The organism is Citrobacter enshiensis, assembly GCF_029338175.1.
Lineage (GTDB): Bacteria > Pseudomonadota > Gammaproteobacteria > Enterobacterales > Enterobacteriaceae > Citrobacter_D > Citrobacter_D enshiensis.
Genome location: NZ_CP119862.1, coordinates 158476 through 183140 on the forward strand (window position 1 = coordinate 158476; position 24665 = coordinate 183140).

A 24665-nucleotide genomic window follows, 5' to 3' on the forward strand; every position below is an offset into this window, starting at 1 on the left:
ACGATTAATGTCCGAGAGGATCGGGCATTGAACCCGTTGATATGAAAAAGAGGCGAGCGATTCGCCTCTTTTTTTTCACTATGTTCTCACTGCCTTGCGACTTGCGGGTTAACGCAATTCTTCTCTACCTTGCCTTGCAGCGCATCGATTAAATTATCCACCGCGCAGGCGGCCATGTTATAGCGCGTCTCATGGGTCGCCGATCCGATGTGCGGCACTGCCACCACGTTTGACAGAGACAATAACGGTGAGTCCACCGGCAACGGCTCTTGCTCAAACACATCCAGACCTGCAGCATGAATCACGCCGTTTTGCAGGGCGGCAATCAGCGCGTTTTCATCGACAACCGGGCCACGCCCCGCGTTGATGAAAATGGTGGAAGACTTCATTTTGGCAAATTGCTCTGCACCAAACAGATGATGCGTTTCTTCTGTTAGCGGCAGGATCAGGCAAACAAAATCAGATTCCTGTAACAGCGTGTCGAGGTCGCAATAGCGCGCGTTAAAACGATCCTCCGCCTCCTGATGGCGGCGGCGCGCGTTATAGAGAACCGGCATGTTAAAGCCGAAATGGGCACGTTGCGCCAGCGCCAGGCCAATGCGGCCCATGCCGACGATCCCCACTGTTTTGTGGTGGACATCGGTACCAAACCAATCCGATTCAATATTTTTCGTCCATTCGCCCGCCTTCACGCGCTCTGCGACGTCCACCACGCGGCGTGCTGTACTCAGGATCAGCGCCATCACCGTATCGGCAACGGTTTCTGTCAGCACGGTGGGCGTGTGCATCAGCAGTACATTGCGCGCATTCAGGGCATCCACATCAAAATTGTCATAGCCTACCGAGATGGTGGATGTTGCGCGCAGTTGCGGCATCTTCTCCAGCAATGTGCTATTGACGGTTTCACTGGAGCCCAGCAGGCCTTCTGCCGTGGCAAAGGCTTTGGCGTGTTGTTCTACCGTCTCCGGGCGCAGGTTCGGCACCTGCGTAACGATGAAGTGTGCTTCCAGGCGATGCAGTAAATCGTCAGGCAACGCTTTGTAGAGAATAATGGACGGCTTCATGCAAATCTCCGTGAGTTAAAATTTACGCGTGGCGTGCGCCAACCGGCAGCTGATGATTATTTGCGGGTTTAACGATTAGAGTTAGCCATACTGGGGTAAAAAGCGCCACCCCCATAAACATGTAAGAGGCGAAGGCGTGCGGCTTTTGCTACGTTGCTGATGGTGGGACGCGCTGATGTTGCCACAGGAGATTCCCTCACCTGAAAGAGAGAACACCTTGGCGCGTAAATTTAGCTCATCAAGTATTTTGCCCGGAAGCGCAACGCTTACCGGGCTTGCGAATGTAGACCCGAGGCCGGACAAGACGCTCGCGCGTCGTTTTCCGGCAACAAAAATTACTGAATCGGGCTTAAGGTGATTTCGACGCGGCGGTTCTGCGCTTTGCCTTCTGCGGTGCTGTTGCTGGCAATTGGGTTTGCCGGGCCCATACCGCTGGTGCGGATACGGTTAGCTTCAACACCCTGGGTGATCAGCGAACTGGCCACTGAGTCTGCGCGCTGTTGCGACAGACGCATGTTCAGATCCTGGCTACCGGTGCTGTCGGTGTAACCAATGACGTTGACTGCCGTTTTATTGTACTCTTTCAGTACCATCGCGACGCCTGTCAGGGTATTTGCACCCGCTGGTTTCAGGGTGGCGCTGCTGCTGTCGAAGGTCACGTTGTTTGGCATGTTCAGGATGATGTTATCGCCGCTACGCGTCACACTTACGCCTGTTCCCTGCATTTTCTCGCGCAGTTTTGCTTCTTGCGCGTCCATGTAGTAGCCAATACCACCACCTAATGCAGCTCCCGCCGCTGCGCCAATCAGCGCGCCTTTACCGCGATCCTTCTTGGATGAGGAGAGGGCGCCGACGCCAGCGCCAACCAGCGTACCAATACCTGCACCAATACCGGCTTTACCCGCTTCGCGCTCACCGGTATATGGGTTTGTTGTGCAGCCAGATACCGCCAGGGCGCCGCTCACGATGGCAGCAATCATAAATACACGTTTCTTCATCTCAATTCCTTAATGACTTTTTATTCTTTACCACAGCGACCGTGGCGATTGATTATGACGCGTGAACATGAAGAAAATTCCAGGGAAGACTCTTAAATTTGTAAGTAACATTGAACGGAACAATAAAAAAGCCGCCACACCTGCAGGAGCGTCTCACTTGTCCAACGCATCATCACGCTATTCAGTACTCACTGCTGCTCACTGGGGACCCGTTCTGGTCGAGACGGATGGTAACACCGTCTTTTCGTCCCGTGGAGCATTACCTACGTCACATCCTAACTCGCTGCAAACCGTCGTGCGCGATCAGGTACACAGTAAAACCCGGGTCCGTTTCCCGATGGTGCGTAAAGGATTTCTCGCCTCGCCAGAATGCCCGCAGGGCGTGCGTGGACAGGACGAATTTGTCCGTGTGAGCTGGGATGAGGCGCTGGATCTGATTCACGCGCAGCACAAACGCATTCGCGACAACTATGGCCCTGCGTCGATTTTCGCCGGTTCATATGGCTGGCGCTCGAACGGCGTACTCCACAAAGCAGCGACGTTGCTGCAGCGGTATATGGCGCTTGCTGGCGGGTATACCGGGCATCTGGGGGATTATTCTACCGGTGCCGCGCAGGCCATTATGCCGTACGTGGTCGGTGGAAATGAGGTCTATCAGCAGCAAACCAGTTGGCCGATGATTCTGGAACACAGCGATGTGGTGGTGTTATGGAGCGCTAACCCGCTGAATACGCTTAAAATTGCGTGGAATGCGTCGGATGAACAGGGCATTGCGTATTTTGACGCGCTGCGTAAAAGCGGTAAACGACTGATCTGCATCGATCCTATGCGATCGGAAAGCGTCGATTTCTTTGGCGAAAAAATGGAGTGGATCGCTCCGCATATGGGCACGGATGTCGCACTGATGCTGGGCATTGCGCATACGCTGGTCGAAAACGGCTGGCATGATGAAGCTTTTCTGGCGCGCTGTACGACCGGATATGAGATATTCGCCGACTACCTGCTGGGCGTGAGCGACGGGACAGCGAAGACGGCGGAGTGGGCTGCAGAAATTTGTGGCGTATCGGCAGTAAACATTCGCGAACTGGCCGCGATATTTCATCAAAACACCACTATGTTGATGGCCGGTTGGGGCATGCAGCGTCAGCAATTTGGCGAGCAAAAACACTGGATGATCGTCACGCTTGCCGCCATGCTTGGGCAGATTGGCACGCCCGGCGGCGGTTTTGGTCTTTCTTATCACTTTGCCAATGGCGGTAACCCGACGCGCCGCGCGGCGGTACTGGCCTCCATGCAAGGGAGCCTCAAGGGCGGTACCGATGCGGTGGATAAAATTCCGGTAGCGCGCATTGTGGAAGCGCTTGAGAACCCCGGCGGGTTTTACCAGCATAACGGCATGGACCGTCACTTCCCGGACATCCGCTTTGTCTGGTGGGCGGGCGGGGCGAACTTTACCCATCACCAGGATACCAATCGCCTGATTCAGGCCTGGCAAAAGCCGGAGCTGGTGGTGATCTCCGAATGTTTCTGGACGGCGGCGGCAAAGCACGCGGATATTGTGTTGCCTGCCACGACCTCCTTTGAACGCAACGATTTAACCATGACCGGGGATTACAGCAACCAGCACCTGGTGCCCATGAAGCAGGTTGTGCCGCCGCGTGATGAAGCACGCAATGATTTTGATGTGTTTGCCGCGTTGTGCGAGCGCTGGGAAGCGGGCGGCCATGCGCGTTTCACCGAAGGGAAAAGCGAGCTGGAGTGGCTGGAGACCTTTTACAACATTGCCGGGAAACGCGGCGCCAGTCAGCAGGTAACGCTGCCCCCATTTGCATCGTTCTGGGCCGAGAACACTTTCATTGAAATGGCGGAACACCCGGCCAATGCGCAGTTTGTTCGCTTCGCCGATTTTCGTCGTGATCCCAAGGCAAATCCGCTAAAAACGGACAGCGGCAAAATCGAGATCTACTCCAGGCGAATTGCCAGTTACGGTTATGCCGATTGTCCGGGACATCCGACGTGGCTGGCGCCGGACGAATGGCACGGTAACGCCGACGCGGATCAACTGCAGGTTTTGTCAGCGCATCCTGCGCATCGCTTACACAGCCAGCTCAACTACAGCGCACTGCGCGAGCAGTACGCGGTGGCCGGGCGCGAGCCGATCACACTGCATCCACGGGATGCTCAGGCGCGGGGCATTGCCGATGGCGATACGGTGCGGGTCTGGAATGCGCGTGGACAAATCCTTGCGGGTGCGGTGGTCACGGAAGGGATTAAGCCTGGCGTTATTTGCATTCACGAAGGCGCGTGGCCAGACCTGGATAATACCGTCGGGGGAATGTGCAAAAATGGCGCGGTCAACGTGTTGACCAAAGATCTCCCCAGCTCGCGGCTGGGGAATGGTTGTGCAGGAAACACCGCACTGGCGTGGGTGGAGAAGTACACCGGTCCGGCGTTGACGCTTACAGCGTTTGATCCGCCCGCCAACTCATGATCCAGGTCGGATGCTGGGTATCTTCCTGCCATGCGCTGTCTTCAATACGAAAACCCATCGCATGGTAGAAATTCACGGCAGACTGATTTTTCTGGTAGACCTCCAGACTGAGAACCGGAAAGCGCTGTTGAACGAACTGGACCAGCGCTTTACCGATCCCGCTTCTGATGGCCTCTGGCGCGACAAACAGCGCGCCCAGAAATCTCGCCTCCATGACGCTGGCGAAACCTTTCAGAATACCGTCGTCTTCCCATACCCAGGTTTGCGCAGCAGGCAAATAGACATCCCGCACAATATGCTCGCTCTCATGCCAGTAGCGCGCTTCAATGAACGGGTGGGCGTACAGGGTGCTCTTCATCCATAGCGCCAGTAGCGACGCCATATCGTTACTCTGAGACTCGCGAATCATGAGGTTCTCCCGGATGGCAAAAACAGCCGGTCACATGGTCATTGACCAGTCCGCACGCCTGCATAAAGGAGTAGCAGATGGTGGTTCCGACAAACTTGAATCCCCGTTTTTTTAACGCCTTAGAGAGCGCATCGGAAGCGGGGGTGGATGTGGGGATCTCACTCAGCTCGGCGGCACGCGTCACCTGCGGCGGGTTATCAACAAACGACCAGACAAAATCGGCAAAAGGTTCACCGTTTTGCTCCATGGCAAGGTAAGCCCGGGCATTGCCGATGATGGCCTGAATTTTTCCACGATGGCGAATGATGCCGGCATCCTGGAGCAGGCGTTCGACGTCCTCTTCCTGCATGGCCGCTACGCGGACGGGGTCAAACTGATAAAAATTAGCGCGATAGTTCTCACGCTTTTTCAACACGGTGATCCAGGACAACCCGGCCTGTTGCCCTTCCAGGCAAATCATTTCGAACAGTTTTTTGCCATTGGTTTCGGGGACGCCCCATTCCTTGTCGTGATAAGCAATGTAAAGGGGATCCTGACTGACCCAGCCGCAACGCTGCATATTCTTCCTCGCTTTTGACTACCGTAAATATTTCATTCGGCCCGCCTTGACGCGCCAGCTAAAAAGACAATATTTAATACAGGGCTAAGTTGCCCGATATCCTTCACACAATGACAATAATATCGCCGAATTCGGCTCTTCTCTGGAGTCGCGTTGATGATTATAAAAAAATGCAGTGGTCGCCGGGCGTTATGCGTGACGGCGAGCGTAGTAGTCTGTTCGTTTTACATCAACACAGCTTGTGCCTGGCAACAAGAATATATCGTTGATGCCGTTTCGGGTCATACGACAGAACGTTATACATGGGATAGCGATCACCAACCAAGTTATAACGATATTCTGGCAGAACGTATTAGCGCTGCTCAGCATTCGCCTGGGCTGGTGGTCAATCTGGCGGATGAATCGCCGATGGAGTCGACCAGCGGCATGAGCATGGGCTGGAACATTCCCGTCTCGCAGCGGGTCACAACAGGGCCAATTGCAGCCCTGCATTACGACGGTTCGACCACCACGGCGTACAACGAGTTTGGCGACAGCGTGACGACACAAACGCTGACCGATCCCTTGTGGCATGCCAGTGTCAGTACGCTAGGCTGGCGAGTTAATTCGCAGTTCGGCGATGTGCGGCCCTGGGCGCAAATTAGCTACAACCAGCAATTCGGGGAGAATATCTGGAAAGCGCAATCGGGGTTAAGCCGTATGACGGCAGCAAGTCAGGAGAGTAACTGGCTGGATGTGACCGTGGGCGCGGATATGTTGCTGAACCCTCATATGGCGGCCTATGCGGCGCTCTCGCAGGCGGAAAATAATACTAATACCAGTGACTATCTTTACACCATGGGGGTAAGCGCCAGATTTTGATCAATATAGATACGTAATTAAAACAATTTATTCACATGGCGCATTCAATATTTACACCGTTCTCAGCGATAGTGTGTACTAACTGACTCAAAAAAATCAGCACGTCGCTTATTTGTCTCGTCATTCATTCCACAATCCAGGCATTTCATTCCGTTCTGATGGCATTTCATGCCGTTTTTTCCCTGCATAAAAAGCACTTCGTTATTGTGGTCAGCAGTGAATGACTCCATTTGTTTATGCAGGAAGACGGCCATGAAAAATTCTGATTATCAGCGCACCCGTTGGTTAACGCTTATCGGCACCATCATTACGCAATTTGCGTTAGGTTCTGTTTATACCTGGAGCCTGTTTAATGGCGCGCTCTCTGAAAAACTGAATGCGCCAGTCAGTCAGGTCGCGTTCTCATTCGGTCTGTTGAGTCTGGGCCTGGCGATCTCTTCTTCCGTTGCCGGGAAGCTTCAGGAACGTTTTGGCGTGAAACGCGTCACGATGGCGTCCGGGATTATGCTGGGCGTGGGGTTCTTCCTGACCGCCCACTCTGACAACCTGATCATGTTGTGGCTGAGTGCCGGTGTGTTGGTCGGCCTGGCGGATGGCGCAGGCTACCTGTTAACCCTCTCCAACTGTGTGAAGTGGTTCCCGGAGCGCAAAGGTCTGATTTCCGCTTTTGCGATTGGTTCTTATGGGCTGGGCAGCCTTGGCTTCAAATTTATCGATAGCCATCTTCTGGCAAGCGTCGGCCTGGAAAAGACGTTCATGATTTGGGGCGCTATCGCACTGGTGATGATTGTCTTTGGCGCCACGCTGATGAAAGACGCACCGAATCAGGAAGTTAAAGCGAAAAATGGCGTAATGGAGAACGACTACACGCTGGCGGAATCCATGCGTAAACCTCAGTACTGGATGCTGGCTGTGATGTTCCTGACGGCTTGCATGAGCGGTTTGTATGTCATTGGCGTAGCGAAAGATATCGCCCAGGGGCTGGTGCATATGGACATCGCGACGGCGGCAAATGCGGTGACCGTCATCTCTATCGCCAACCTGTCTGGTCGTCTGGTGCTGGGCATCCTGTCTGACAAAATGTCCCGTATCCGGGTTATCACGATGGGTCAGGTCATTTCACTGGTTGGCATGGCGGCCCTGCTTTTCGCCCCGCTGAATGAGGTGACGTTCTTTGCGGCCATCGCCTGTGTCGCGTTCAACTTTGGCGGCACAATCACGGTGTACCCATCGCTGGTCAGCGAGTTCTTCGGCCTGAATAATCTGGCGAAAAACTACGGTGTCATTTACCTGGGCTTTGGTATCGGCAGTATCTGTGGTTCGCTGATTGCGTCCCTGTTCGGTGGGTTTTACGTCACCTTCTGCGTTATCTTCGCGTTGTTGATTATCTCTCTGGCGCTCTCCACGACGATTCGCCAGCCGAAACAAGAAAGACTCGAAGCGGTGCATGCGTAACCCTGTTGCCTGATACACACGTTGAGAAAGGCCAGTGCAATGACTGGCCTTTTTTCGTATTCTCTGTCTGCCGTCACTGACAATTTCTACATTGATTCTTGCATTTTTGTAAATCTATGCTGTGATCACACTCTTTGTAGACACTTTTCCCTCTTCTTGTGGTCTACTTAGCCGCGCTTGTAGATTTTCCTTATACAGCTACTTCCGCAATTTCACCTGTCCGGTCTGTTTGACCGTTGCGCAGGCAGTTTTAATCCTGACTCCCAGGGCTTGTTTGCATGAGATACATTAAGTCGATAACGCAGCAAAGGCTCAGCTTCTTGCTTGCGCTTTATATCGGTCTGTTTATGAATTGTGCCGTATTTTACCGTCGCTTCGGTGGCTACGCGCATGAATTTACCGTCTGGAAAGGACTCTCTGCGGCTGTCGAGTTGGCGGGTACTGTTCTCGTCACGTTCTTTTTACTTCGCATTCTCTCGCTGTTTGGCCGACGAGCCTGGCGTGTACTCACCACGCTGGTCGTGCTCTTTTCCGCCGGCGCCAGTTATTACATGACCTTCCTGAATGTGGTCATCGGCTACGGCATTGTGGCTTCTGTCATGACCACCGATATTGATTTATCGAAAGAGGTTGTGGGCCTGCATTTCATTCTATGGTTAGTGGCGGTGAGCATCCTGCCGCTGTTCTTTATCTGGAGCAACCGCTGCCGCTACACGCTACTGCGTCAGTTGCGCACGCCGGGTCTGCGCGTTCGCAGCGTGGCCGTTGTCGTGCTTTCCGGGCTGATGGTCTGGGCGCCGATTCGTTTGCTTGACGTACAGCAGAAGAAAGTTGAGCGGGCTACGGGGATCGATTTACCCAGTTATGGCGGCGTGGTGGCAAACTCTTACCTGCCATCAAACTGGCTATCCGCGTTGGGTTTATACGCCTGGGCGCAGGTGGATGAATCCTCCGATAATCATTCGTTAATGAACCCTGCCAAGAAATTCACCTATGTTGCGCCAAAAGACATTGATGACACGTATGTGGTGTTCATCATTGGTGAAACGACGCGCTGGGATCACATGGGTATTTTCGGCTATGAACGAAATACCACGCCGAAGCTGGCTCAGGAGAAAAACCTGGCGGCATTCCGTGGTTACTCATGCGACACCGCGACAAAACTCTCTCTGCGTTGCATGTTCGTGCGTCAGGGCGGGGCGGAAGATAACCCGCAACGTACGTTGAAAGAGCAAAACATTTTTGCGGTGCTTAAGCAGCTAGGCTTCAGCTCAGATCTGTATGCGATGCAGAGTGAGATGTGGTTCTACAGCAACACGATGGCCGATAATATCGCCTATCGTGAGCAGATTGGCGCCGAGCCACGCAACCGTGGCAAGACTGTCGATGACATGCTGTTGGTTGAGGAAATGCAGCAGTCATTAAAGCGCAATACTGACGGTAAGCATTTGATTATTTTGCATACCAAAGGGTCGCACTTTAACTACACCCAGCGCTATCCGCGTAGCTATGCGCAATGGACGCCGGAGTGTGTTGGGGTGGATAACGGTTGTACCAGAGCCCAGATGATCAACTCTTACGATAACTCGGTGACTTACGTCGACCATTTTATTACCAGCGTTTTTGACCAGTTGCGCGATAAGAAAGCCATTGTGTTCTACGCAGCGGATCACGGTGAGTCGATCAACGAGCGTGAGCATCTGCACGGTACGCCGCGTAATATGGCGCCGCCAGAGCAGTTCCGCGTACCCATGATGGTCTGGATGTCCGACAAGTATCTTGAGAATCCGCAACATGCGCAGATGTTTGCTCAGTTGAAGCAGGAAGCCGAAATGAAGGTGCCGCGTCGTCATGTTGAACTCTACGACACCATTATGGGTTGCCTCGGCTTTACCTCGCCAGATGGCGGAATCAATGAGAACAGTAACTGGTGTCGTATTCCTGAAGCGGGGAAAGCCGCAGCTAACTAATCGCGCTGCTGACTTTCTCGCCGTTTAGAGGACATTTTGATACTAAGGGATTGACGGGCGCGTACCCCAGCAGTAATATGCGCCCCGCATTCGGTGATTGGCGCAGCCTGGTAGCGCACTTCGTTCGGGACGAAGGGGTCGGAGGTTCGAATCCTCTATCACCGACCAAATTTAAAAAGCCTGCTCTTGAGCAGGCTTTTTTGCATTCGTAGGCCTGATAAGCGAAGCGCCATCAGGCAAAAACACCGCATCATACCCGGCATTGCCGGATGGCGGCGTAAGCGCCTTATCCGGCCTACGGGCGAAGTGCCATCAGGCAAAAACACCGCATCATACCCGGCATTGCCGGATGGCGGCGCAAGCGCCTTATCCGGCCTGGGGGCGAAGCGCCACCAGGCAATTTGCACGCCTAATCCCACCTGTGACTGATCTGCACCACTGCGACCAAAAACGCGCCCCAATTCTCACTGTGTGTTAACGATTTTGTGACATATTCCATTGTCTTTTTTGATATGTGCTTGAATCTTTTTTGGGCGTTACTTATGACTGAACCCAGCATTTTCCGCTGTGCGCTTTAACGTTCATGATATTAATCGCTCAGATATGCAGCATCTCGTCAGAAATTTTTCATAATATGCACAAACGTTAACCACCAAATGTTGCGAAGTATGAAGAGATTAATTCTGGTGTTGCCCGCGTAGCACAAATTTCTCTGCTGAAAATAGTGGTTCGAAGTTTTTTTAATCTTTGTTTGTGAATTCTCACCATTGTTGTAAATCGTGGTTACCTGTATTGACGTTTTCACATTCTGTTGACAGATTGTAGGGCATGAGGGGCATTTCATGGAGAATCCGCACTGCAACTCAGTCGTTTATGTGAACGGAATCCCCATCCTCTTAACGCCGACCCGGCCGGGTAAAAAACAAAAAAGGCCAGGCGGTGCAGCCCACTGCAAAGGGTAAAACAACAAAACATCACAATTGGAGCAGAAGAATGAGTATTTCCTTGAAGAAGTCAGGGATGCTGAAGCTTGGTCTGAGCCTTGTGGCTATGACTGTCGCAGCAAGTGTACAGGCTAAAACTCTGGTTTATTGTTCAGAAGGATCTCCTGAAGGGTTCAACCCGCAGTTGTTCACCTCTGGCACAACCTATGACGCCAGCTCAGTGCCTATCTATAACCGCCTGGTAGAATTTAAAATCGGTACTACCGAAGTCATTCCTGGTCTTGCTGAGAAGTGGGAAGTCAGCGAAGACGGTAAAACCTATACCTTCCATCTGCGCAAAGGCGTGAAGTGGCAGGACAACAAAGAATTTAAACCGACGCGTGACTTTAATGCTGACGACGTCGTGTTCTCCTTCGATCGTCAGAAAAATGCGCAGAACCCGTACCACAAAGTCTCTGGCGGTAGCTATGAATACTTTGAAGGGATGGGGCTGCCTGACCTGATTAGCGAAGTGAAGAAGGTCGACGACAGCACCGTTCAGTTCGTGCTGACGCGTCCGGAAGCGCCGTTCCTTGCTGACCTGGCAATGGACTTCGCCTCTATTCTTTCCAAAGAATATGCAGACAACATGCTGAAAGCCGGTTCGCCGGAAAAAGTCGACCTGAACCCCATCGGTACCGGTCCGTTCCAGCTGCTGCAGTACCAGAAAGACTCCCGTATTCTCTACAAAGCGTTCCCGGGCTACTGGGGTACTAAACCACAGATCGATCGTCTGGTTTTCTCCATTACGCCTGATGCCTCTGTGCGTTACGCCAAACTGCAGAAGAACGAATGCCAGGTGATGCCGTACCCGAATCCGGCGGACATCGCGCGCATGAAGCAGGACAAAACCATCAACCTGATGGAGCAGGCGGGTCTGAACGTTGGCTATCTCTCCTTCAACACCGAGAAGAAACCGTTCGATGACGTTAAAGTCCGTCAGGCGCTGACGTACGCGGTAAACAAAGAAGCGATCATCAAAGCCGTTTATCAGGGTGCTGGCGTTGCGGCGAAGAACCTGATCCCGCCAACCATGTGGGGCTATAACGACGACGTTAAAGACTACAGCTACGATCCTGAGAAAGCGAAAGCGCTGCTGAAAGAAGCCGGTCAGGATAAAGGCTTTACCGTTGAGTTGTGGGCAATGCCAGTACAGCGTCCATACAACCCGAACGCTCGCCGTATGGCTGAGATGGTTCAGGCCGACTGGGCGAAGATTGGCGTTCAGGCCAAGATCGTGACCTACGAGTGGGGCGAGTATCTGAAACGCGCCAAAGCGGGTGAACACCAGGCCGTTATGATGGGCTGGACCGGCGACAACGGGGATCCGGATAACTTCTTCGCCACCCTGTTCAGCTGCGCGGCGGCGAAAGACGGTTCCAACTACTCTCGCTGGTGCTACAAGCCGTTTGAAGACCTGATTCAGCCGGCACGCGCGACCGACGACCACAACAAGCGTATTGAGCTCTACAAGCAGGCTCAGGTGGTGATGCATGACCAGGCGCCTGCGCTGATCGTTGCTCACTCAACGGTGTACGAGCCAGTACGTAAAGAAGTTAAAGGCTATGTGGTTGATCCATTAGGGAAACACCACTTCGAAAACGTCTCTATCGAATAATTAAAAGCAACGCCGGGATGCGCTACGCACCGTTAAGTCGGTCCGCGTAGCGCCACCTGGCAGTAATGCTTTATCCCCTTCTTGCATGAGGAGGGGATAAGATTTGTGAGCAATACAGACCCACGGTTCCAGGCCGTGTGTCATTAGAGAGAATCCGGGTTATGTTGCAGTTCATTCTCCGACGTTTGGGACTCGTCATCCCCACGTTTATCGGTATCACTCTTCTCACCTTTGCCTTCGTTCATATGATCCCCGGCGATCCGGTGATGATCATGGCGGGTGAGCGTGGTATCTCCCCTGAGCGTCACGCTCAATTGCTGGCAGAACTCGGTCTTGATAAACCGATGTGGCAGCAGTACCTCCATTACATTTGGGGGGTTATGCATGGTGATTTAGGCATCTCGCTGAAAAGCCGCTTACCGGTGTGGGAAGAGTTCGTCCCTCGCTTTAAAGCGACGCTGGAGCTGGGCGTCTGCGCCATGATTTTCGCTACTGCGGTCGGGATTCCGGTCGGGGTACTCGCCGCCGTTAAGCGCGGTTCCATTTTCGATCACACCGCCGTTGGCCTTGCGCTGACCGGTTATTCCATGCCTATCTTTTGGTGGGGCATGATGCTGATTATGTTGGTCTCCGTGCAGTGGAACCTGACGCCGGTTTCCGGGCGGGTGAGCGACATGGTGTTCCTTGATGATACCAACCCGCTGACCGGTTTTATGCTGATCGACACCGCGATCTGGGGTGAAGAGGGCAACTTTATCGATGCCGTGGCGCATATGATTCTGCCTGCGATGGTGCTTGGCACCATCCCGCTGGCGGTGATTGTGCGTATGACGCGTTCCTCGATGCTGGAAGTGCTGGGCGAGGATTACATTCGTACCGCGCGCGCCAAAGGACTCACCAGGATGCGCGTGATCGTCATTCACGCTCTGCGTAACGCAATGCTGCCTGTCGTGACGGTGATTGGTTTGCAGGTGGGGACGCTGCTGGCAGGGGCGATTCTGACCGAAACCATCTTCTCGTGGCCTGGACTTGGGCGCTGGCTGATTGATGCGCTGCAACGTCGTGATTATCCGGTGGTACAAGGCGGAGTGTTACTGGTGGCGACGATGATTATTCTCGTCAACCTGCTGGTCGATCTGCTGTACGGCGTGGTGAACCCGCGTATTCGTCATAAGAAGTAAGGGGCCATCATGTCACAGGTTACTGAAAATAAAGTTATTACTGCACCGGTGCCGATGACCCCGATGCAGGAGTTCTGGCACTATTTTAAACGCAACAAGGGTGCCGTTGTGGGTCTGGCGTATGTCGTCATCATGATCCTGATTGCGGCCTTTGCAAACTTTCTCTCCCCCTATAATCCGGCAGATCAGTTCCGTGATGTGCTGCTGGCGCCGCCTGCATGGCAGGAAGGCGGCACGATGGCGCACCTGCTGGGGACCGACGATGTGGGCCGTGATGTGCTGTCGCGTCTGATGTACGGCGCGCGTTTATCGCTGCTGGTCGGCTGTCTGGTGGTGGTGTTGTCGCTGATCATGGGTGTCGTGCTGGGACTGGTGGCGGGTTACTTCGGCGGTATCGTTGATAACATCATTATGCGCGTGGTCGACATCATGCTGGCCTTGCCAAGCCTGCTGCTGGCGTTGGTATTGGTGGCGATTTTTGGTCCCTCAATTGGTAACGCCGCACTGGCGCTGACGTTCGTGGCGCTGCCGCACTACGTTCGTTTAACGCGTGCCGCGGTGCTGGTCGAGGTGAGCCGCGATTACGTCACCGCTTCCCGCGTAGCGGGCGCTGGCGCGATGCGTCAGATGTTCGTCAATATTTTCCCTAACTGCCTTGCGCCGCTGATCGTTCAGGCGTCGCTCGGTTTTTCTAACGCCATTCTCGATATGGCCGCCCTTGGCTTCCTGGGTATGGGCGCGCAGCCGCCGACGCCGGAGTGGGGCACCATGCTCTCCGACGTGTTGCAGTTCGCGCAAAGTGCCTGGTGGGTCGTGACCTTCCCGGGTCTGGCGATCCTGCTGACGGTGCTGGCATTTAACCTGATGGGTGACGGTCTGCGTGACGCGCTCGATCCCAAACTGAAGCAGTAAGAGGTTCGAGATGGCGTTATTAAATGTAGACAAATTATCGGTGCACTTCGGAGACGTTGGCACTGAGTTTCGCGCCGTAGACCGTATCAGCTATAGCGTAAATCAGGGCGAAGTGGTCGGCATTGTGGGCGAATCCGGCTCGGGTAAATCGGTCAGCTCGCTGGCGATCATGGGACTGATTGATTATCCCGGTCGGGTGATGGCGGAAAAGCTGGAGTTTAATGGCCAGGATCTGAAGCGTATCTCTGAGAAAGAGCGCCGCAATCTGGTCGGCGCCGAAGTGGCGATGATTTTCCAGGACCCGATGACCAGCCTTAACCCTTGTTATACCGTGGGTTTCCAGATTATGGAGGCCATCAAGGTGCATCAGGGTGGCAACAAGAAAACCCGTATTCAGCGGGCCATTGACCTGCTGACGCTGGTGGGTATTCCCGATCCGGCCTCGCGTCTGGATGTCTATCCGCATCAGTTGTCTGGTGGGATGAGCCAGCGTGTGATGATTGCGATGGCCATCGCCTGTCGGCCGAAGCTGCTGATTGCCGATGAACCGACCACCGCGCTGGATGTGACTATCCAGGCGCAAATCATCGAACTGCTGCTGGAACTGCAGCAGAAAGAGAACATGGCGTTGGTATTGATTACCCATGACCTCGCGCTGGTGGCGGAGGCTGCGCACAAAATCATTGTGATGTATGCCGGTCAGGTGGTGGAAACGGGCAATGCGCATGATATCTTCCGCGCCCCGCGACATCCGTATACTCAGGCGCTGTTACGCGCGTTGCCTGAATTTGCGCAGGACAAGGCGCGGCTGGCCTCGCTGCCGGGCGTGGTGCCGGGGAAATATGACCGCCCGAACGGCTGTCTGCTGAATCCTCGCTGCCCGTATGCGACGGACAAATGCCGTAGCGAAGAGCCGGAACTGATGCAACTGGGTGAAGGTCGCCAGTCGAAATGCCACTACCCACTCGATGATGCCGGGAGGCCAACACTATGAGTACGCACGAGGCCACCTCGCAACACCCGCTGTTGCAGGCTATCGATCTGAAGAAATACTATCCGGTGAAAAAGGGGCTGTTTGCTCCTGAACGGCTGGTAAAAGCGCTGGATGGCGTTTCGTTTACGCTGGAGCGCGGTAAAACCCTGGCGGTGGTGGGAGAGTCTGGCTGTGGTAAATCCACGCTCGGCCGCCTGTTGACGATGATTGAAACCCCGACCGGTGGTGAGCTGTATTATCAGGGGCAGGATCTGCTTAAGCACGATCCGCAGGCGCAGAAACTGCGTCGGCAGAAAATCCAGATCGTGTTCCAGAACCCGTACGGTTCTCTGAACCCGCGTAAAAAGGTGGGACAGATTCTGGAAGAGCCGCTGCTCATCAATACCAGCTTAAACAAAGAGCAACGTCGTGAAAAAGCGCTGGCGATGATGGCGAAAGTCGGTCTAAAAACCGAACATTATGATCGCTATCCGCACATGTTCTCCGGTGGCCAGCGGCAGCGTATCGCCATCGCACGTGGACTGATGCTCGATCCGGATGTGGTGATTGCCGATGAACCGGTCTCCGCGCTGGACGTTTCCGTGCGCGCGCAGGTACTGAATCTGATGATGGATTTGCAGCAGGATTTGGGGCTCTCTTACGTCTTTATTTCGCACGACCTGTCGGTGGTGGAACACATTGCCGATGAAGTGATGGTGATGTATTTAGGTCGCTGCGTGGAGAAAGGGACGAAAGATCAGATCTTCAGCAATCCACGCCATCCGTACACGCAGGCTCTGCTTTCAGCAACGCCGCGTCTGAACCCGGACGATCGCCGCGAGCGCATCAAACTGACCGGCGAACTGCCAAGCCCGCTGAATCCGCCGCCGGGGTGTGCCTTCAATGCTCGCTGTCGTCGTCGCTTCGGTCCCTGCACCCAGTTGCAGCCGCAGCTTAAAGACTACCGTGGTCAACTGGTGGCCTGCTTCGCTGTTGATCAGGATGAAAATCCGCAGCAATAACTGCCGGGTATCCCCTAATAACCGGAGCCTTGTGCTCCGGTTTTTTTATATTTAATTTTTGAGTCCACAATGTGAGTCCATAGGCAGAAGATAATTCCGCGTAGGTTAGAATGTATGCAGATTTCGTAATGTCACAGAATTATCGGTTAAATCGCAGTTGCTGAATGAAATGGAGCAAACGTGGTCACGATACGTTGGGATATCAGAACAATCGATCGCCTGTCCATGGTTGAGGATGTCCTCAAGGAGTTCTCCTGCTGCGACATTAATATTATCTCGATGAAAGTAACGCCCGGCAGGATCCTGATTAAATCCTGGTGTCGCCACTTGCAGGATATTTCCAGCGTGCAGAAACGGTTATGCCAGCGCGCAGATATTATCAATGTTACCTACCTTTCCGAAGATATGACTGAGCGATCGTCGTCGGAACTGGCACGCCCGCGTTATTTCTCCGATATCATTTGCAGCAGCCCGAGCATGCAGTCGCTGATCGAAAAAGCGATAAAAATTGCCGACAGCAAATATACGGTGTTGATCCGTGGTGAAACCGGAACCGGTAAGGAACTGCTGGCGCGCGCTATTCATAATTCCGGGCAACGTCGTTTTTATCCTTTTATCCCCGTGAACTGTTCCACACTTCCTGAAACGCTGATGGAGAGTGAATTTTTCGGTTATGAGAAAGGGGCGTTCAGCGGTGCAGACAGCAAAGGGAAAAAAGGGCTTTTCGAGATGGCGGACCACGGTACGCTTTTTCTGGATGAGTTCGGTGAAATGCCGCTGAATCTACAGGTTAAATTACTGCGTGTGTTGCAGGATGGCGGTATTCGCCGGGTTGGCGGCGCGCACATTATCCCGGTTAATGCACGTATTATTGTCGCCACCAACGCCAACCTGGAAGAGATGGTTGAACTGCGTCAACTGCGCGCCGATCTTTACTATCGTATTAATGTCCTTTCGCTCACTATCCCTCCGCTGCGCGAGCGCCCGGAAGATATTACCTTGCTGATCCGCCACTTTGTAAATAAATACGCCAGGGAATTTCAGCGGCGGCTTATTCTGGACAGAGCGTGTTTTTCGTTTTTACTCCGTCATCGCTGGCCGGGTAATGTCAGAGAGCTGGAAAACGCCATCATCCGGCTGATGCTAATGTCTGAGTGTGATGTGATTACGATGGATGATTTACGCCTGGTGAGCCTGCCGGTTGAAGAATGCTCAAATATCAAGCGGGAGACAACATTCCCGTTTAAAGAGCAGGTTCAGCATGCGGAGCGCAAAATTATTGAGCAGATGGTCGGTGAGAACGTCTCGTCACGGGATATTGCAAAAGCGCTTGGCGTTTCGCATACCACTGTGCTGAATAAGATCCGTAGTTATCAACTCGAGGGTGTAAATTAAGCGCCGTCACTGACGGCGCTTAACCGAATTATTCAATCAGCTTCAATAGCGGTGAAAAGCACAGCAGGATCCCGTACAGCAAAATCAGCCAGGTTCGCAGGCCGCGCAGTTTTTCCAGTTGTTTGACTTTATAGATCAGGAAGAAAGGAATGATACAGGAAACAATACCATAGAGCGGGCTACCCAACTGGAAGAATACAAGTACCGAGACGCGGAACGAGACCCAAATAACCAGTGTGATGACAATAAAAGTACAAATACCCAAGGTGAGCGTCAGTGGGCTAATTTTCTCAACGTTAATTACGCGACTCAGTAAATTAAGAATAATGCCTTTCATCGCTTCATGAAAGCCGAGATAAATACCAAAAAAGGCCGTCAGCACTGCGAAGATATTTAATATCGTAGAGGTGATATGAATAATTTTCCCCGGAATCACCTGCGCCGCCAGTGCCAGTGCGGAGATATTTTGTTCAAAAGCGGAAACGGCTTCTTCGTGGCTAATCGAAAACGTAAACGAGAAGGAGAAGAATAAAATAACCGCAATCAGAGTGATGTAGCTAATACGGTGCGTACGGATCGCCATTCGGGTTGCCATAACCCTGTCGGCCTCGCGTTTGCGGTAGGCGATATTCATAGGGTTTAGCACCTGAATAAATACCGCAGAGAAAAAGCAAAAAGGAACCGTCAGCAAAACGTCGCGGAAGAAGACCGACGCCTGTGGAAATGCCGTTATGTTACTGAAATTCCAGTGTGGAACCATGGCGAAACCAAACACGACAATGATGCCGACTTTCACCACCACCATCGGTCCTGAGATTTTAAACAGTAATTTTTCACCGCCGGAGGCAATGGCGACAAGGAGAGCAAAGATCGCCACTTTGTAGAGGATGGATTGCGAGAGGTCTGCCTCTGTCAGACCAAATGTTTTAATATATGATGCGCTGTCAAATACAACGGATAACGAGTAGATAAAAATACCGTGGATAATCATCAGGAAGTAAATTACCCCCAAAAATACTCCCCAGTTTTTACCCAGATAGTGGCTGATAATATCGGTATAATCGTTACAGGTTTCACTTTCAGATAATGTCTTTAAATAAATATCCTGCACAATATAGGTTGCAGGATAGGCAATAATAAAGGCGACAATAAATACCCATATTCCAGTCAAACCGATTTGCACGGGCATCAGGACTGTTCCTGCGCCAATGGCCATACCGATGCATAATAACACCCAGCCAAAATCATATTTTGTAAACGGTAATTTTTTTGAGGATGGCGTAATGGTTGCTTTATTGTTACTTAATTGTAGTGTGTTGTCCTGCATAGAGCCCCCTGCCCAAAATACACATCATCCTCCGGGGTGCGTCATGGCGAAGGATGAGGCGTATAGCCAGGCTGTTTGTGCCTTGATTTCATCCCCCTGGACCGGTGATGTCGGTCCAGGGCGTCATGGTCAGAACGTTGCCTTTCTGATGGCGTTTTCAAGGTCGTTAATAATATCTTCTGGATCTTCAAGACCCACAGAAAGACGGATAAGTCCGTCGGTAATACCTGCTTTTAGCCGCTCCTCTGGTGCAACAGGCGAATGTGTCATAGACGCAGGATGCTGAATGAGGGTTTCGGTATCACCGAGACTGACCGCGAGGAGGCACAATTCTACAGAATTGATCATTCGTCTGCCAGCCTCGATTCCGCCTGCAATTTCAAAGCTAATAATGCCGCCCGGCAGGCTCATTTGCCGCTTGCCAAGTTCGTACTGCGGGTGCGATGGCAACCCGGGATAGTAAACGCGAGTGATTGCCGGGTGATTTTCCAGAAAACGGGCAATTTTTAGCGCGTTTTCGCAGTGGCGTTCCATGCGGATGCCCAGCGTTTTAATCCCGCGTAGCGTGAGCCAGGCGTTGAAGGGACTCATACAGCCGCCGGTGATGTCTTTAAGACCGACAAAACGGGCCTGGTCGATAAATGCCTGGCCACCGACGATAACGCCGCCAATGACATCGCCATGGCCGTTAATGTATTTCGTGACGCTGTGCACCACGATGTCCGCGCCCAGTTGCAGCGGTTTCTGGCAATACGGCGACATGAAGGTATTGTCCACGACCAGCAGCGCGCCATGCTGATGCACAATCCCGGCGACCGTTTCAATGTCGACCAGTGAGAGTGTCGGGTTCGCAGGCGTTTCGATATAGACAACCCGGGTTTCCGGGCGTATCGCTGCACGAATTTCGTCGGGATTGGCGGCGTCGACAAAACTCACATTGATGCCGAACTTCGGCATGCTGTGCGACAGGAAGGCATGGGTGCAGCCATAAATCGCGCTGGCGGAAACGATATGGTCGCCTTGTTGGCACAGTGTAAGCAGCGTGGTGGTGATCGCCGAAATACCAGAGGCCGTTGCCAGCGCCGCTTCGCCCCTTTCGAGTACCGCCAGCTTTTTCTCCAGCGCATCGGTTGTGGGGTTGCCAAGGCGGGTGTAAATGTACCCGGACTCTTCGAGGGCAAAGCGGGCGGCGCCTTGTTCGGCGCTGTCAAAAACAAATGTTGAGGTCTGGAAAATAGGTGTACTGAGCGCACCAGTGGAAGGATCGGGTTGTTGCCCCGCGTGAACGATCTGGGTGTTGAATCCGTAAGTACGACAGTCAGTCATGATATCTCCTTTGATTCGAAACAGAACAGCTCATACTCATATAGCAATCGCTGTGCCATGAAAGGAGTTCTTTAATATCAGTATATTAGGAAATTTTTTGTCGGGGCGGGTGTCAGGAAAGTTGCCAACTGGCAAGAATCTTTCCAGCGGTGGAGTGGCCGATCGTCATGAAAATCCTGTAAATGCGAGGCGTCACGCAGTGTGGGGGAGTGCGGGATGATAAGGAGTGGGGGTTGCCGTAGAATCCGCGATAAGCCGGGTTTACCCGGTGAGGCGCAATGTTGCGGGGGCTTGATCCCCGGCGGCATCGGTTGCTGGAAAGAGAAAACCCCCGCACGTTGTTCGGTATAAACCTGGCAACAAAACGGGGGCTAACTTGACTCCAGACAAGTTGAGAATAGCCGCGAACAGTTGCCATTGCAACACAGGCGGTTTTATGACGCTCATGCAACTTGGCACGGCCTTCTGGCACGATCTGGCGGCTCCGATCATCGCTGGCATTATTGTCAGCCTGATCGTGAACTGGCTACGTCACCGGAAGTAATGTGCCTTGTGGGCGTCTGCCTGCCGTGATGGCAACATGCGCCCGAACCAGGCCGCAGGGGAGACTCTGCGGCCTTTTTCGGTTTACTGTGGATAAGGTACCCAGTCGCCGCCGTTGAGGCGTACGTACGGTTTACCCTGATACTGAATCACCACTGCATTGGCGTTCTCGGAGACTGGCGCAGTCTGCGGCAGTCCACCCGTCAGCTGGTTCCAGTTAACGTTGTCTTCCGTAAACAGCTTCCCGTCAAGAGTGCGCACCACCAGTTCGGAGATAGCCAGGTAGCTGCTCGGCTGGTTTATATCGATCGGCGCACCCTGGTGAGGGGCTTTCATCCCGAAGAATTTCACCGCAGCCGGTACGTTGGTAATGGAAGGGCTGGGGATGTCACGCAGGCCGGAGACCTGCATTCTGTCGCCCTTCAGCGCACCGCCGTGTTCCGGCACCATCACTACCATCACTTTACGGCCAGATTTTTCCAGCTCTGTGAAGAAGGCATCCAGCTCATCAAACATTTTTTGGGCGCGAACTTTGTAATCCGCCGTTTTGCTGACGCCAGGGAAGTGGTTCCCGTCGTGCAGCGGCAGGGTGTTGTAGAAGGTCGCGCTTCGTGAGTTTTGATCTTTCTCGGTGGTTTCCAGCCAACGATCGAGAACTGCGGTATCGTCATAAACCGGGGAGCCATCAAAGCCCAGCAGCGTGACCGGCAGACCTTTCTGGTCCATAAGTTCACTCTGCATACCGCCATTCTCACGAACTTCTTTCAGGAAGCCGCCAAACTCGCCGTTATGCCCCATCATCAGGTGTTGTGTGAAACCCAGCTTCGACAAATTATCGAACAGGTAGCAGTCATTACCCGCGGGTTGATACAAGTTCGTATGCGATGGCTGACCGCAGCTGGCGCGCAGCAGGCGAATCGCCGCCGGGCCGCTATAGGAGGTCGCGGAGTTAAAGTGTTTAAACAGGATGTCGAAATGCGCCCACAGCGGATGCGACGCCAGGCCAGCGGCTTCAACATCAGACCAGGAGAGCGAACAGATGTTGATCACCAACAGTTCGAACGGTTGAGCATCTGCAGGAAGTGAGCCAGGGAACGGCGTTTTCCGCTTCGCTTCGGCATTGTAGAAGGTATTCAGCCAGGCACTCAGATTCGCGGTGGTTGGCGGTGCCGTCTGAGCCGGAATATCACCCACGACTGGCGTATCGCCTGCGGTTGCTACGGTCGCTGCCGCAGAGCCGCCGGTGGTCGTGACCGTACTGGTGGGTTGACCTGCCGGCCACAGAGAGAAATTGGGTCCCGCCAGCGTCAGCACGTTCAGCCAAACGAGGATCGCGACGACGAAAACCGTCACCCGAACCCACTGCGACAGGAACAGCCAGGCAACCAGCAGAACGAATATCGCGCCAATCATCTGCCAGTTGATAAAACGGGTCACCAGATCGAGCACATAGCCGGCGCTAAATCCGGCAACCTGCGAACCCTGGCTCATGATGCTTTCCGGACCCGGCAGCCAGGTATCATGCCAGAAAAGCGCAAAACCAATCGGAATCGCAATCCAGTGGCGAAGGCGATGCAAACTGTGCTTTGGTATTGGCATGAGCAAAAAGGCCATGAATACCAGGTTCAGTAAGGGGTGGAAATTAAGATAGCCGGCCCAAAGCAGACCGAATTTCACCAGAAAGTAAAAATTCCAGCCAGAAAGCCCACGCCAGTATTGCCATAACGGCGAAGGCATTGATGAGGATTGAGTATACTGAGTCATTTGTTGTCTACCTTGACTTTTGAAGCGCGGCGCAAGGTTCCGGCTGGTTTTACATAGCGAGGTTTGGCAAATAAAAGCCGGGCAGTGTCCCGGATACGGCGAAGCGAATGGCGTGCCAGATAGCCCAGCGGGAAGAAAATCAGTGCGCTGAAGACAATGATTTGAATGATATCATTGATATTCATCATGATGTTCGCTCCACGGTATCATCCTGCAGTCGCAATGGTTTCGGAATACGGCGCCAGACTCGCCCATCGTGTTCAGCATTCAGAACGGGGTTCGGTCCTTGTGTCAGCGGTAGCGGTTTGCCCCACATCTCTGGCGACAGTAAGCGCATTTGCACCAGTTCGGCGCTGATCAGGCTGTCTTCAAACCAGACCATACGGTTGGAGAAAATATCGCCTGTCGGCAGCGGGAAAATATGGTTCAACGCGGTGTCCAGATCGTTAACCCGGCAGAACGACAGAAACAGCACCAGACGATTGCCGCCAATGGTCATGATGTCGCCGGTACGGTTGGGACGGCATAATGTGAGCGCCTGCTCGACACGGATGCCGGGTACCGGTCGCAACGCCACCATGACGCCTTTCCCATCTGCGGGAAGCAGCGTATTGGCCATCATGTTATGCACCGCTTCGCAGAAGACATCCCATTTTTGAAAACCACGCAGTTTCAGCGGTTGCGTCATTGAGAGAAGCGTGGTGATGTCTTCAGGTACATAACGGCTAAATTGTTGCCCCTGAACGCTTTCAATTAACGTCAGGCAGCGGGAGAGCGGCGCGTTCCATGGAACGACCATGTTGGCGCCGCAGCCTAATAACAGACGTTCATCGGTGGCGCGCAAACTGGCGGTGTTTTCCCGCACAATGATTTTCAGCGCGCTGCCTCGCTGGCGACGCAGGGTATGGATGCTGCGCGCCATCGGTTCGATCTGGTTATTCTGGGCCAGAGAGAAAATGATCGTCGCCGCCTGAGCGGTACGCGCTTCGTTGAATAAGGTTTCGTTATTGTCGAAAAGCATCCAGTGCTCAGAGAGCGGAGGGGCGCCTTCGAGTACGACAACGTTGCTGAGGATCCGTTTTTCGTCGCTACGAGGCTGGATCTCCGCTTCTTCCTGCTGAGCGAGTTCCCAGCGATTATCCTGATGGCGCAAGGTGAGCTGCTGACGTGCGCTGACCCCTTTTTCATTGCACCAGAAGGCGATGTCGAACAGATGCTGATCGCCCTGAAAACGCAAACTGGCGAGACCGAAAAGTGTGCGATATTCTCCCATCAACAATGATGACTGTTTGTCATTGTTGTTCCCAGGGTTAATGACCAGCAGTGAACAGCGATGGAGTTGGGTCCATTTATTCATTTTTGCCAGCCACTGACGCAGTCGCTCGGAAGATATATTTTGCCACGCATTATTTGCGCAAATAAGGATAAAAAGATAATGAGTGGGCTGGAGGGAGCAAAGCAAATCGCGGGGCAGGGAGTATAGTCCTTTTTCAGAGTTCGGCATGGAAAATAACTGAATTTTTTCCGGGCCGTGAGCCTCATCTAATTTGACCGATTTTTCCAGATCGTTCCCCATGCAAATGACCGCGACTTTCGCGTTGCCCGTTTGAGATGCAATCGTTTGATTTACCATGCTGAGGGCGTCTTCATTGCGATCAGCGTTAAGCCACCAGACACCGCCGGTTGGCATATGACGCAGTTCATCCCATAATGATGAGATACCGATAGAAAATACGGGGTCCACAGTGTCCCTCTTGTCACTATTTTATCTGCTTATCAGTTTACTAGCGAAAGCACAGAAATAAACCTAACAT

Annotated in this window: 20 protein-coding genes, 1 tRNA gene and 1 pseudogene; 12 read left to right on the forward strand and 10 right to left on the reverse strand. The window is 53.1% G+C overall.

Annotated elements, in window-relative coordinates; genetic code table 11:
- Positions 1–86: 86 nt before the first annotated feature.
- The 3 genes and pseudogenes from ghrB to P2W74_RS00760 form a co-directional block, all read right to left on the reverse strand.
- Positions 87–1064, reverse strand: coding sequence for a glyoxylate/hydroxypyruvate reductase GhrB (gene ghrB, locus P2W74_RS00750; RefSeq protein WP_276293521.1), 978 nt, complete (start codon positions 1062–1064; stop codon positions 87–89).
- 22 nt (positions 1065–1086) lie between these two features.
- Positions 1087–1194: pseudogene (locus tag P2W74_RS00755) on the reverse strand (hypothetical protein); the annotation flags it as partial.
- 205 nt (positions 1195–1399) lie between these two features.
- Positions 1400–2062 (reverse strand): OmpA family lipoprotein, encoded by a 663-nt coding sequence (locus tag P2W74_RS00760; RefSeq protein ID WP_276293522.1) that lies wholly within the window; start codon positions 2060–2062, stop codon positions 1400–1402.
- 157 nt (positions 2063–2219) lie between these two features.
- On the opposite strand from P2W74_RS00760, the gene P2W74_RS00765 reads away from it, so the two are divergent.
- Positions 2220–4553: a molybdopterin guanine dinucleotide-containing S/N-oxide reductase gene (locus tag P2W74_RS00765; RefSeq protein ID WP_276293523.1), complete on the forward strand. Its 2334-nt coding sequence runs from the start codon at positions 2220–2222 to the stop codon at positions 4551–4553.
- Here P2W74_RS00765 and P2W74_RS00770 read toward each other — a convergent pair.
- Both P2W74_RS00770 and tag read right to left on the reverse strand, forming a co-directional pair.
- Positions 4522–4962 carry an N-acetyltransferase gene (locus P2W74_RS00770; RefSeq protein ID WP_276293524.1) on the reverse strand — a complete coding sequence of 147 codons (441 nt, stop codon included), beginning with the start codon at positions 4960–4962 and terminating at the stop codon, positions 4522–4524. The two genes, P2W74_RS00765 and P2W74_RS00770, sit on opposite strands and share 32 nt — an antisense overlap.
- A complete protein-coding gene (gene tag, locus P2W74_RS00775) occupies positions 4940–5521 on the reverse strand; it encodes a DNA-3-methyladenine glycosylase I (RefSeq protein WP_276293525.1) in 582 nt (193 codons plus the stop codon). The genes P2W74_RS00770 and tag overlap by 23 nt, the downstream gene beginning before the upstream one ends.
- A 156-nt stretch (positions 5522–5677) precedes the next feature.
- Here tag and P2W74_RS00780 point away from each other — a divergent pair, with 156 nt between their 5' ends.
- The 10 genes from P2W74_RS00780 (at position 5678) to P2W74_RS00825 (ending at position 17891) form a co-directional block, all read left to right on the forward strand.
- On the forward strand, positions 5678–6382 hold the full coding sequence (locus P2W74_RS00780) for an autotransporter outer membrane beta-barrel domain-containing protein (protein ID WP_276293526.1): 705 nt from the start codon (positions 5678–5680) through the stop codon (positions 6380–6382).
- A 252-nt stretch (positions 6383–6634) separates the two neighbouring features.
- Positions 6635–7837: an L-lactate MFS transporter gene (locus tag P2W74_RS00785; RefSeq protein ID WP_276293527.1), complete on the forward strand. Its 1203-nt coding sequence runs from the start codon at positions 6635–6637 to the stop codon at positions 7835–7837.
- Between the two features lie 278 nt (positions 7838–8115).
- Positions 8116–9807 carry a kdo(2)-lipid A phosphoethanolamine 7''-transferase gene (eptB, locus tag P2W74_RS00790; protein WP_276293528.1) on the forward strand — a complete coding sequence of 564 codons (1692 nt, stop codon included), beginning with the start codon at positions 8116–8118 and terminating at the stop codon, positions 9805–9807.
- A gap of 91 nt (positions 9808–9898) precedes the next feature.
- Positions 9899–9975: transfer RNA gene (locus P2W74_RS00795), tRNA-Pro, on the forward strand.
- A gap of 825 nt (positions 9976–10800) precedes the next feature.
- A complete protein-coding gene (gene dppA / locus P2W74_RS00800; protein ID WP_276293529.1) occupies positions 10801–12408 on the forward strand; it encodes a dipeptide ABC transporter periplasmic-binding protein DppA in 1608 nt (535 codons plus the stop codon).
- A gap of 161 nt (positions 12409–12569) precedes the next feature.
- Positions 12570–13589 (forward strand): dipeptide ABC transporter permease DppB, encoded by a 1020-nt coding sequence (gene dppB, locus P2W74_RS00805; RefSeq protein WP_276293530.1) that lies wholly within the window; start codon positions 12570–12572, stop codon positions 13587–13589.
- Between the two features lie 9 nt (positions 13590–13598).
- A complete protein-coding gene (gene dppC / locus P2W74_RS00810; RefSeq protein ID WP_276293531.1) occupies positions 13599–14501 on the forward strand; it encodes a dipeptide ABC transporter permease DppC in 903 nt (300 codons plus the stop codon).
- 10 nt (positions 14502–14511) lie between these two features.
- The gene (gene dppD, locus P2W74_RS00815) at positions 14512–15495 is read left to right on the forward strand and encodes a dipeptide ABC transporter ATP-binding protein (RefSeq protein ID WP_276293532.1); all 984 of its coding nucleotides are present in this window, start codon (positions 14512–14514) and stop codon (positions 15493–15495) included.
- Positions 15492–16496: a dipeptide ABC transporter ATP-binding subunit DppF gene (gene dppF / locus P2W74_RS00820; RefSeq protein ID WP_276293533.1), complete on the forward strand. Its 1005-nt coding sequence runs from the start codon at positions 15492–15494 to the stop codon at positions 16494–16496. The genes dppD and dppF overlap by 4 nt, the downstream gene beginning before the upstream one ends.
- 180 nt (positions 16497–16676) lie before the next feature.
- The gene (locus tag P2W74_RS00825) at positions 16677–17891 is read left to right on the forward strand and encodes a sigma-54 interaction domain-containing protein (protein ID WP_276293534.1); all 1215 of its coding nucleotides are present in this window, start codon (positions 16677–16679) and stop codon (positions 17889–17891) included.
- A 28-nt stretch (positions 17892–17919) separates the two neighbouring features.
- Here the strand turns inward: P2W74_RS00825 and P2W74_RS00830 are convergent, their stop codons facing one another.
- Together P2W74_RS00830 and megL are read right to left on the reverse strand one after the other, a co-directional pair.
- A complete protein-coding gene (locus tag P2W74_RS00830) occupies positions 17920–19218 on the reverse strand; it encodes an aromatic amino acid transport family protein (protein ID WP_276293535.1) in 1299 nt (432 codons plus the stop codon).
- 129 nt (positions 19219–19347) lie between these two features.
- Positions 19348–20544 (reverse strand): methionine gamma-lyase, encoded by a 1197-nt coding sequence (megL, locus tag P2W74_RS00835; RefSeq protein WP_276293536.1) that lies wholly within the window; start codon positions 20542–20544, stop codon positions 19348–19350.
- Positions 20545–20980: 436 nt separating this feature from the next.
- Between megL and P2W74_RS00840 the strand changes: the two genes are divergently transcribed.
- Complete coding sequence (locus tag P2W74_RS00840) at positions 20981–21088, forward strand: type I toxin-antitoxin system toxin Ldr family protein (protein ID WP_192614163.1); 108 nt, start codon at positions 20981–20983, stop codon at positions 21086–21088.
- An 83-nt stretch (positions 21089–21171) separates the two neighbouring features.
- On the opposite strand, the gene bcsG is transcribed toward P2W74_RS00840, so the two are convergent.
- Genes bcsG through bcsE form a run of 3 tightly spaced genes read right to left on the reverse strand, consistent with a single transcriptional unit; the run spans position 21172 to position 24595 of the window.
- Positions 21172–22851, reverse strand: coding sequence for a cellulose biosynthesis protein BcsG (gene bcsG, locus P2W74_RS00845; RefSeq protein WP_276293537.1), 1680 nt, complete (start codon positions 22849–22851; stop codon positions 21172–21174).
- Positions 22848–23039, reverse strand: coding sequence for a cellulose biosynthesis protein BcsF (bcsF, locus tag P2W74_RS00850; protein ID WP_276293538.1), 192 nt, complete (start codon positions 23037–23039; stop codon positions 22848–22850). The genes bcsG and bcsF overlap by 4 nt, the downstream gene beginning before the upstream one ends.
- Positions 23036–24595 (reverse strand): cellulose biosynthesis c-di-GMP-binding protein BcsE, encoded by a 1560-nt coding sequence (gene bcsE, locus P2W74_RS00855; RefSeq protein ID WP_276293539.1) that lies wholly within the window; start codon positions 24593–24595, stop codon positions 23036–23038. Before bcsE ends, bcsF begins: the two co-directional genes overlap by 4 nt.
- Between the last annotated feature and the right edge of the window lie 70 nt (positions 24596–24665).

Coding starts and splice junctions, on each gene's coding strand:
- ghrB (WP_276293521.1), bottom strand. CDS start 1,064: ATGAAGCCGTCCATTATTCTCTACAAAGCGTTGCCTGACGATTTACTG.
- P2W74_RS00760 (WP_276293522.1), bottom strand. CDS start 2,062: ATGAAGAAACGTGTATTTATGATTGCTGCCATCGTGAGCGGCGCCCTG.
- P2W74_RS00770 (WP_276293524.1), bottom strand. CDS start 4,962: ATGATTCGCGAGTCTCAGAGTAACGATATGGCGTCGCTACTGGCGCTA.
- tag (WP_276293525.1), bottom strand. CDS start 5,521: ATGCAGCGTTGCGGCTGGGTCAGTCAGGATCCCCTTTACATTGCTTAT.
- P2W74_RS00780 (WP_276293526.1), top strand. CDS start 5,678: ATGATTATAAAAAAATGCAGTGGTCGCCGGGCGTTATGCGTGACGGCG.
- P2W74_RS00785 (WP_276293527.1), top strand. CDS start 6,635: ATGAAAAATTCTGATTATCAGCGCACCCGTTGGTTAACGCTTATCGGC.
- eptB (WP_276293528.1), top strand. CDS start 8,116: ATGAGATACATTAAGTCGATAACGCAGCAAAGGCTCAGCTTCTTGCTT.
- dppA (WP_276293529.1), top strand. CDS start 10,801: ATGAGTATTTCCTTGAAGAAGTCAGGGATGCTGAAGCTTGGTCTGAGC.
- dppB (WP_276293530.1), top strand. CDS start 12,570: ATGTTGCAGTTCATTCTCCGACGTTTGGGACTCGTCATCCCCACGTTT.
- dppC (WP_276293531.1), top strand. CDS start 13,599: ATGTCACAGGTTACTGAAAATAAAGTTATTACTGCACCGGTGCCGATG.
- dppD (WP_276293532.1), top strand. CDS start 14,512: ATGGCGTTATTAAATGTAGACAAATTATCGGTGCACTTCGGAGACGTT.
- dppF (WP_276293533.1), top strand. CDS start 15,492: ATGAGTACGCACGAGGCCACCTCGCAACACCCGCTGTTGCAGGCTATC.
- P2W74_RS00830 (WP_276293535.1), bottom strand. CDS start 19,218: ATGCAGGACAACACACTACAATTAAGTAACAATAAAGCAACCATTACG.
- megL (WP_276293536.1), bottom strand. CDS start 20,544: ATGACTGACTGTCGTACTTACGGATTCAACACCCAGATCGTTCACGCG.
- P2W74_RS00840 (WP_192614163.1), top strand. CDS start 20,981: ATGACGCTCATGCAACTTGGCACGGCCTTCTGGCACGATCTGGCGGCT.
- bcsG (WP_276293537.1), bottom strand. CDS start 22,851: ATGACTCAGTATACTCAATCCTCATCAATGCCTTCGCCGTTATGGCAA.
- bcsF (WP_276293538.1), bottom strand. CDS start 23,039: ATGATGAATATCAATGATATCATTCAAATCATTGTCTTCAGCGCACTG.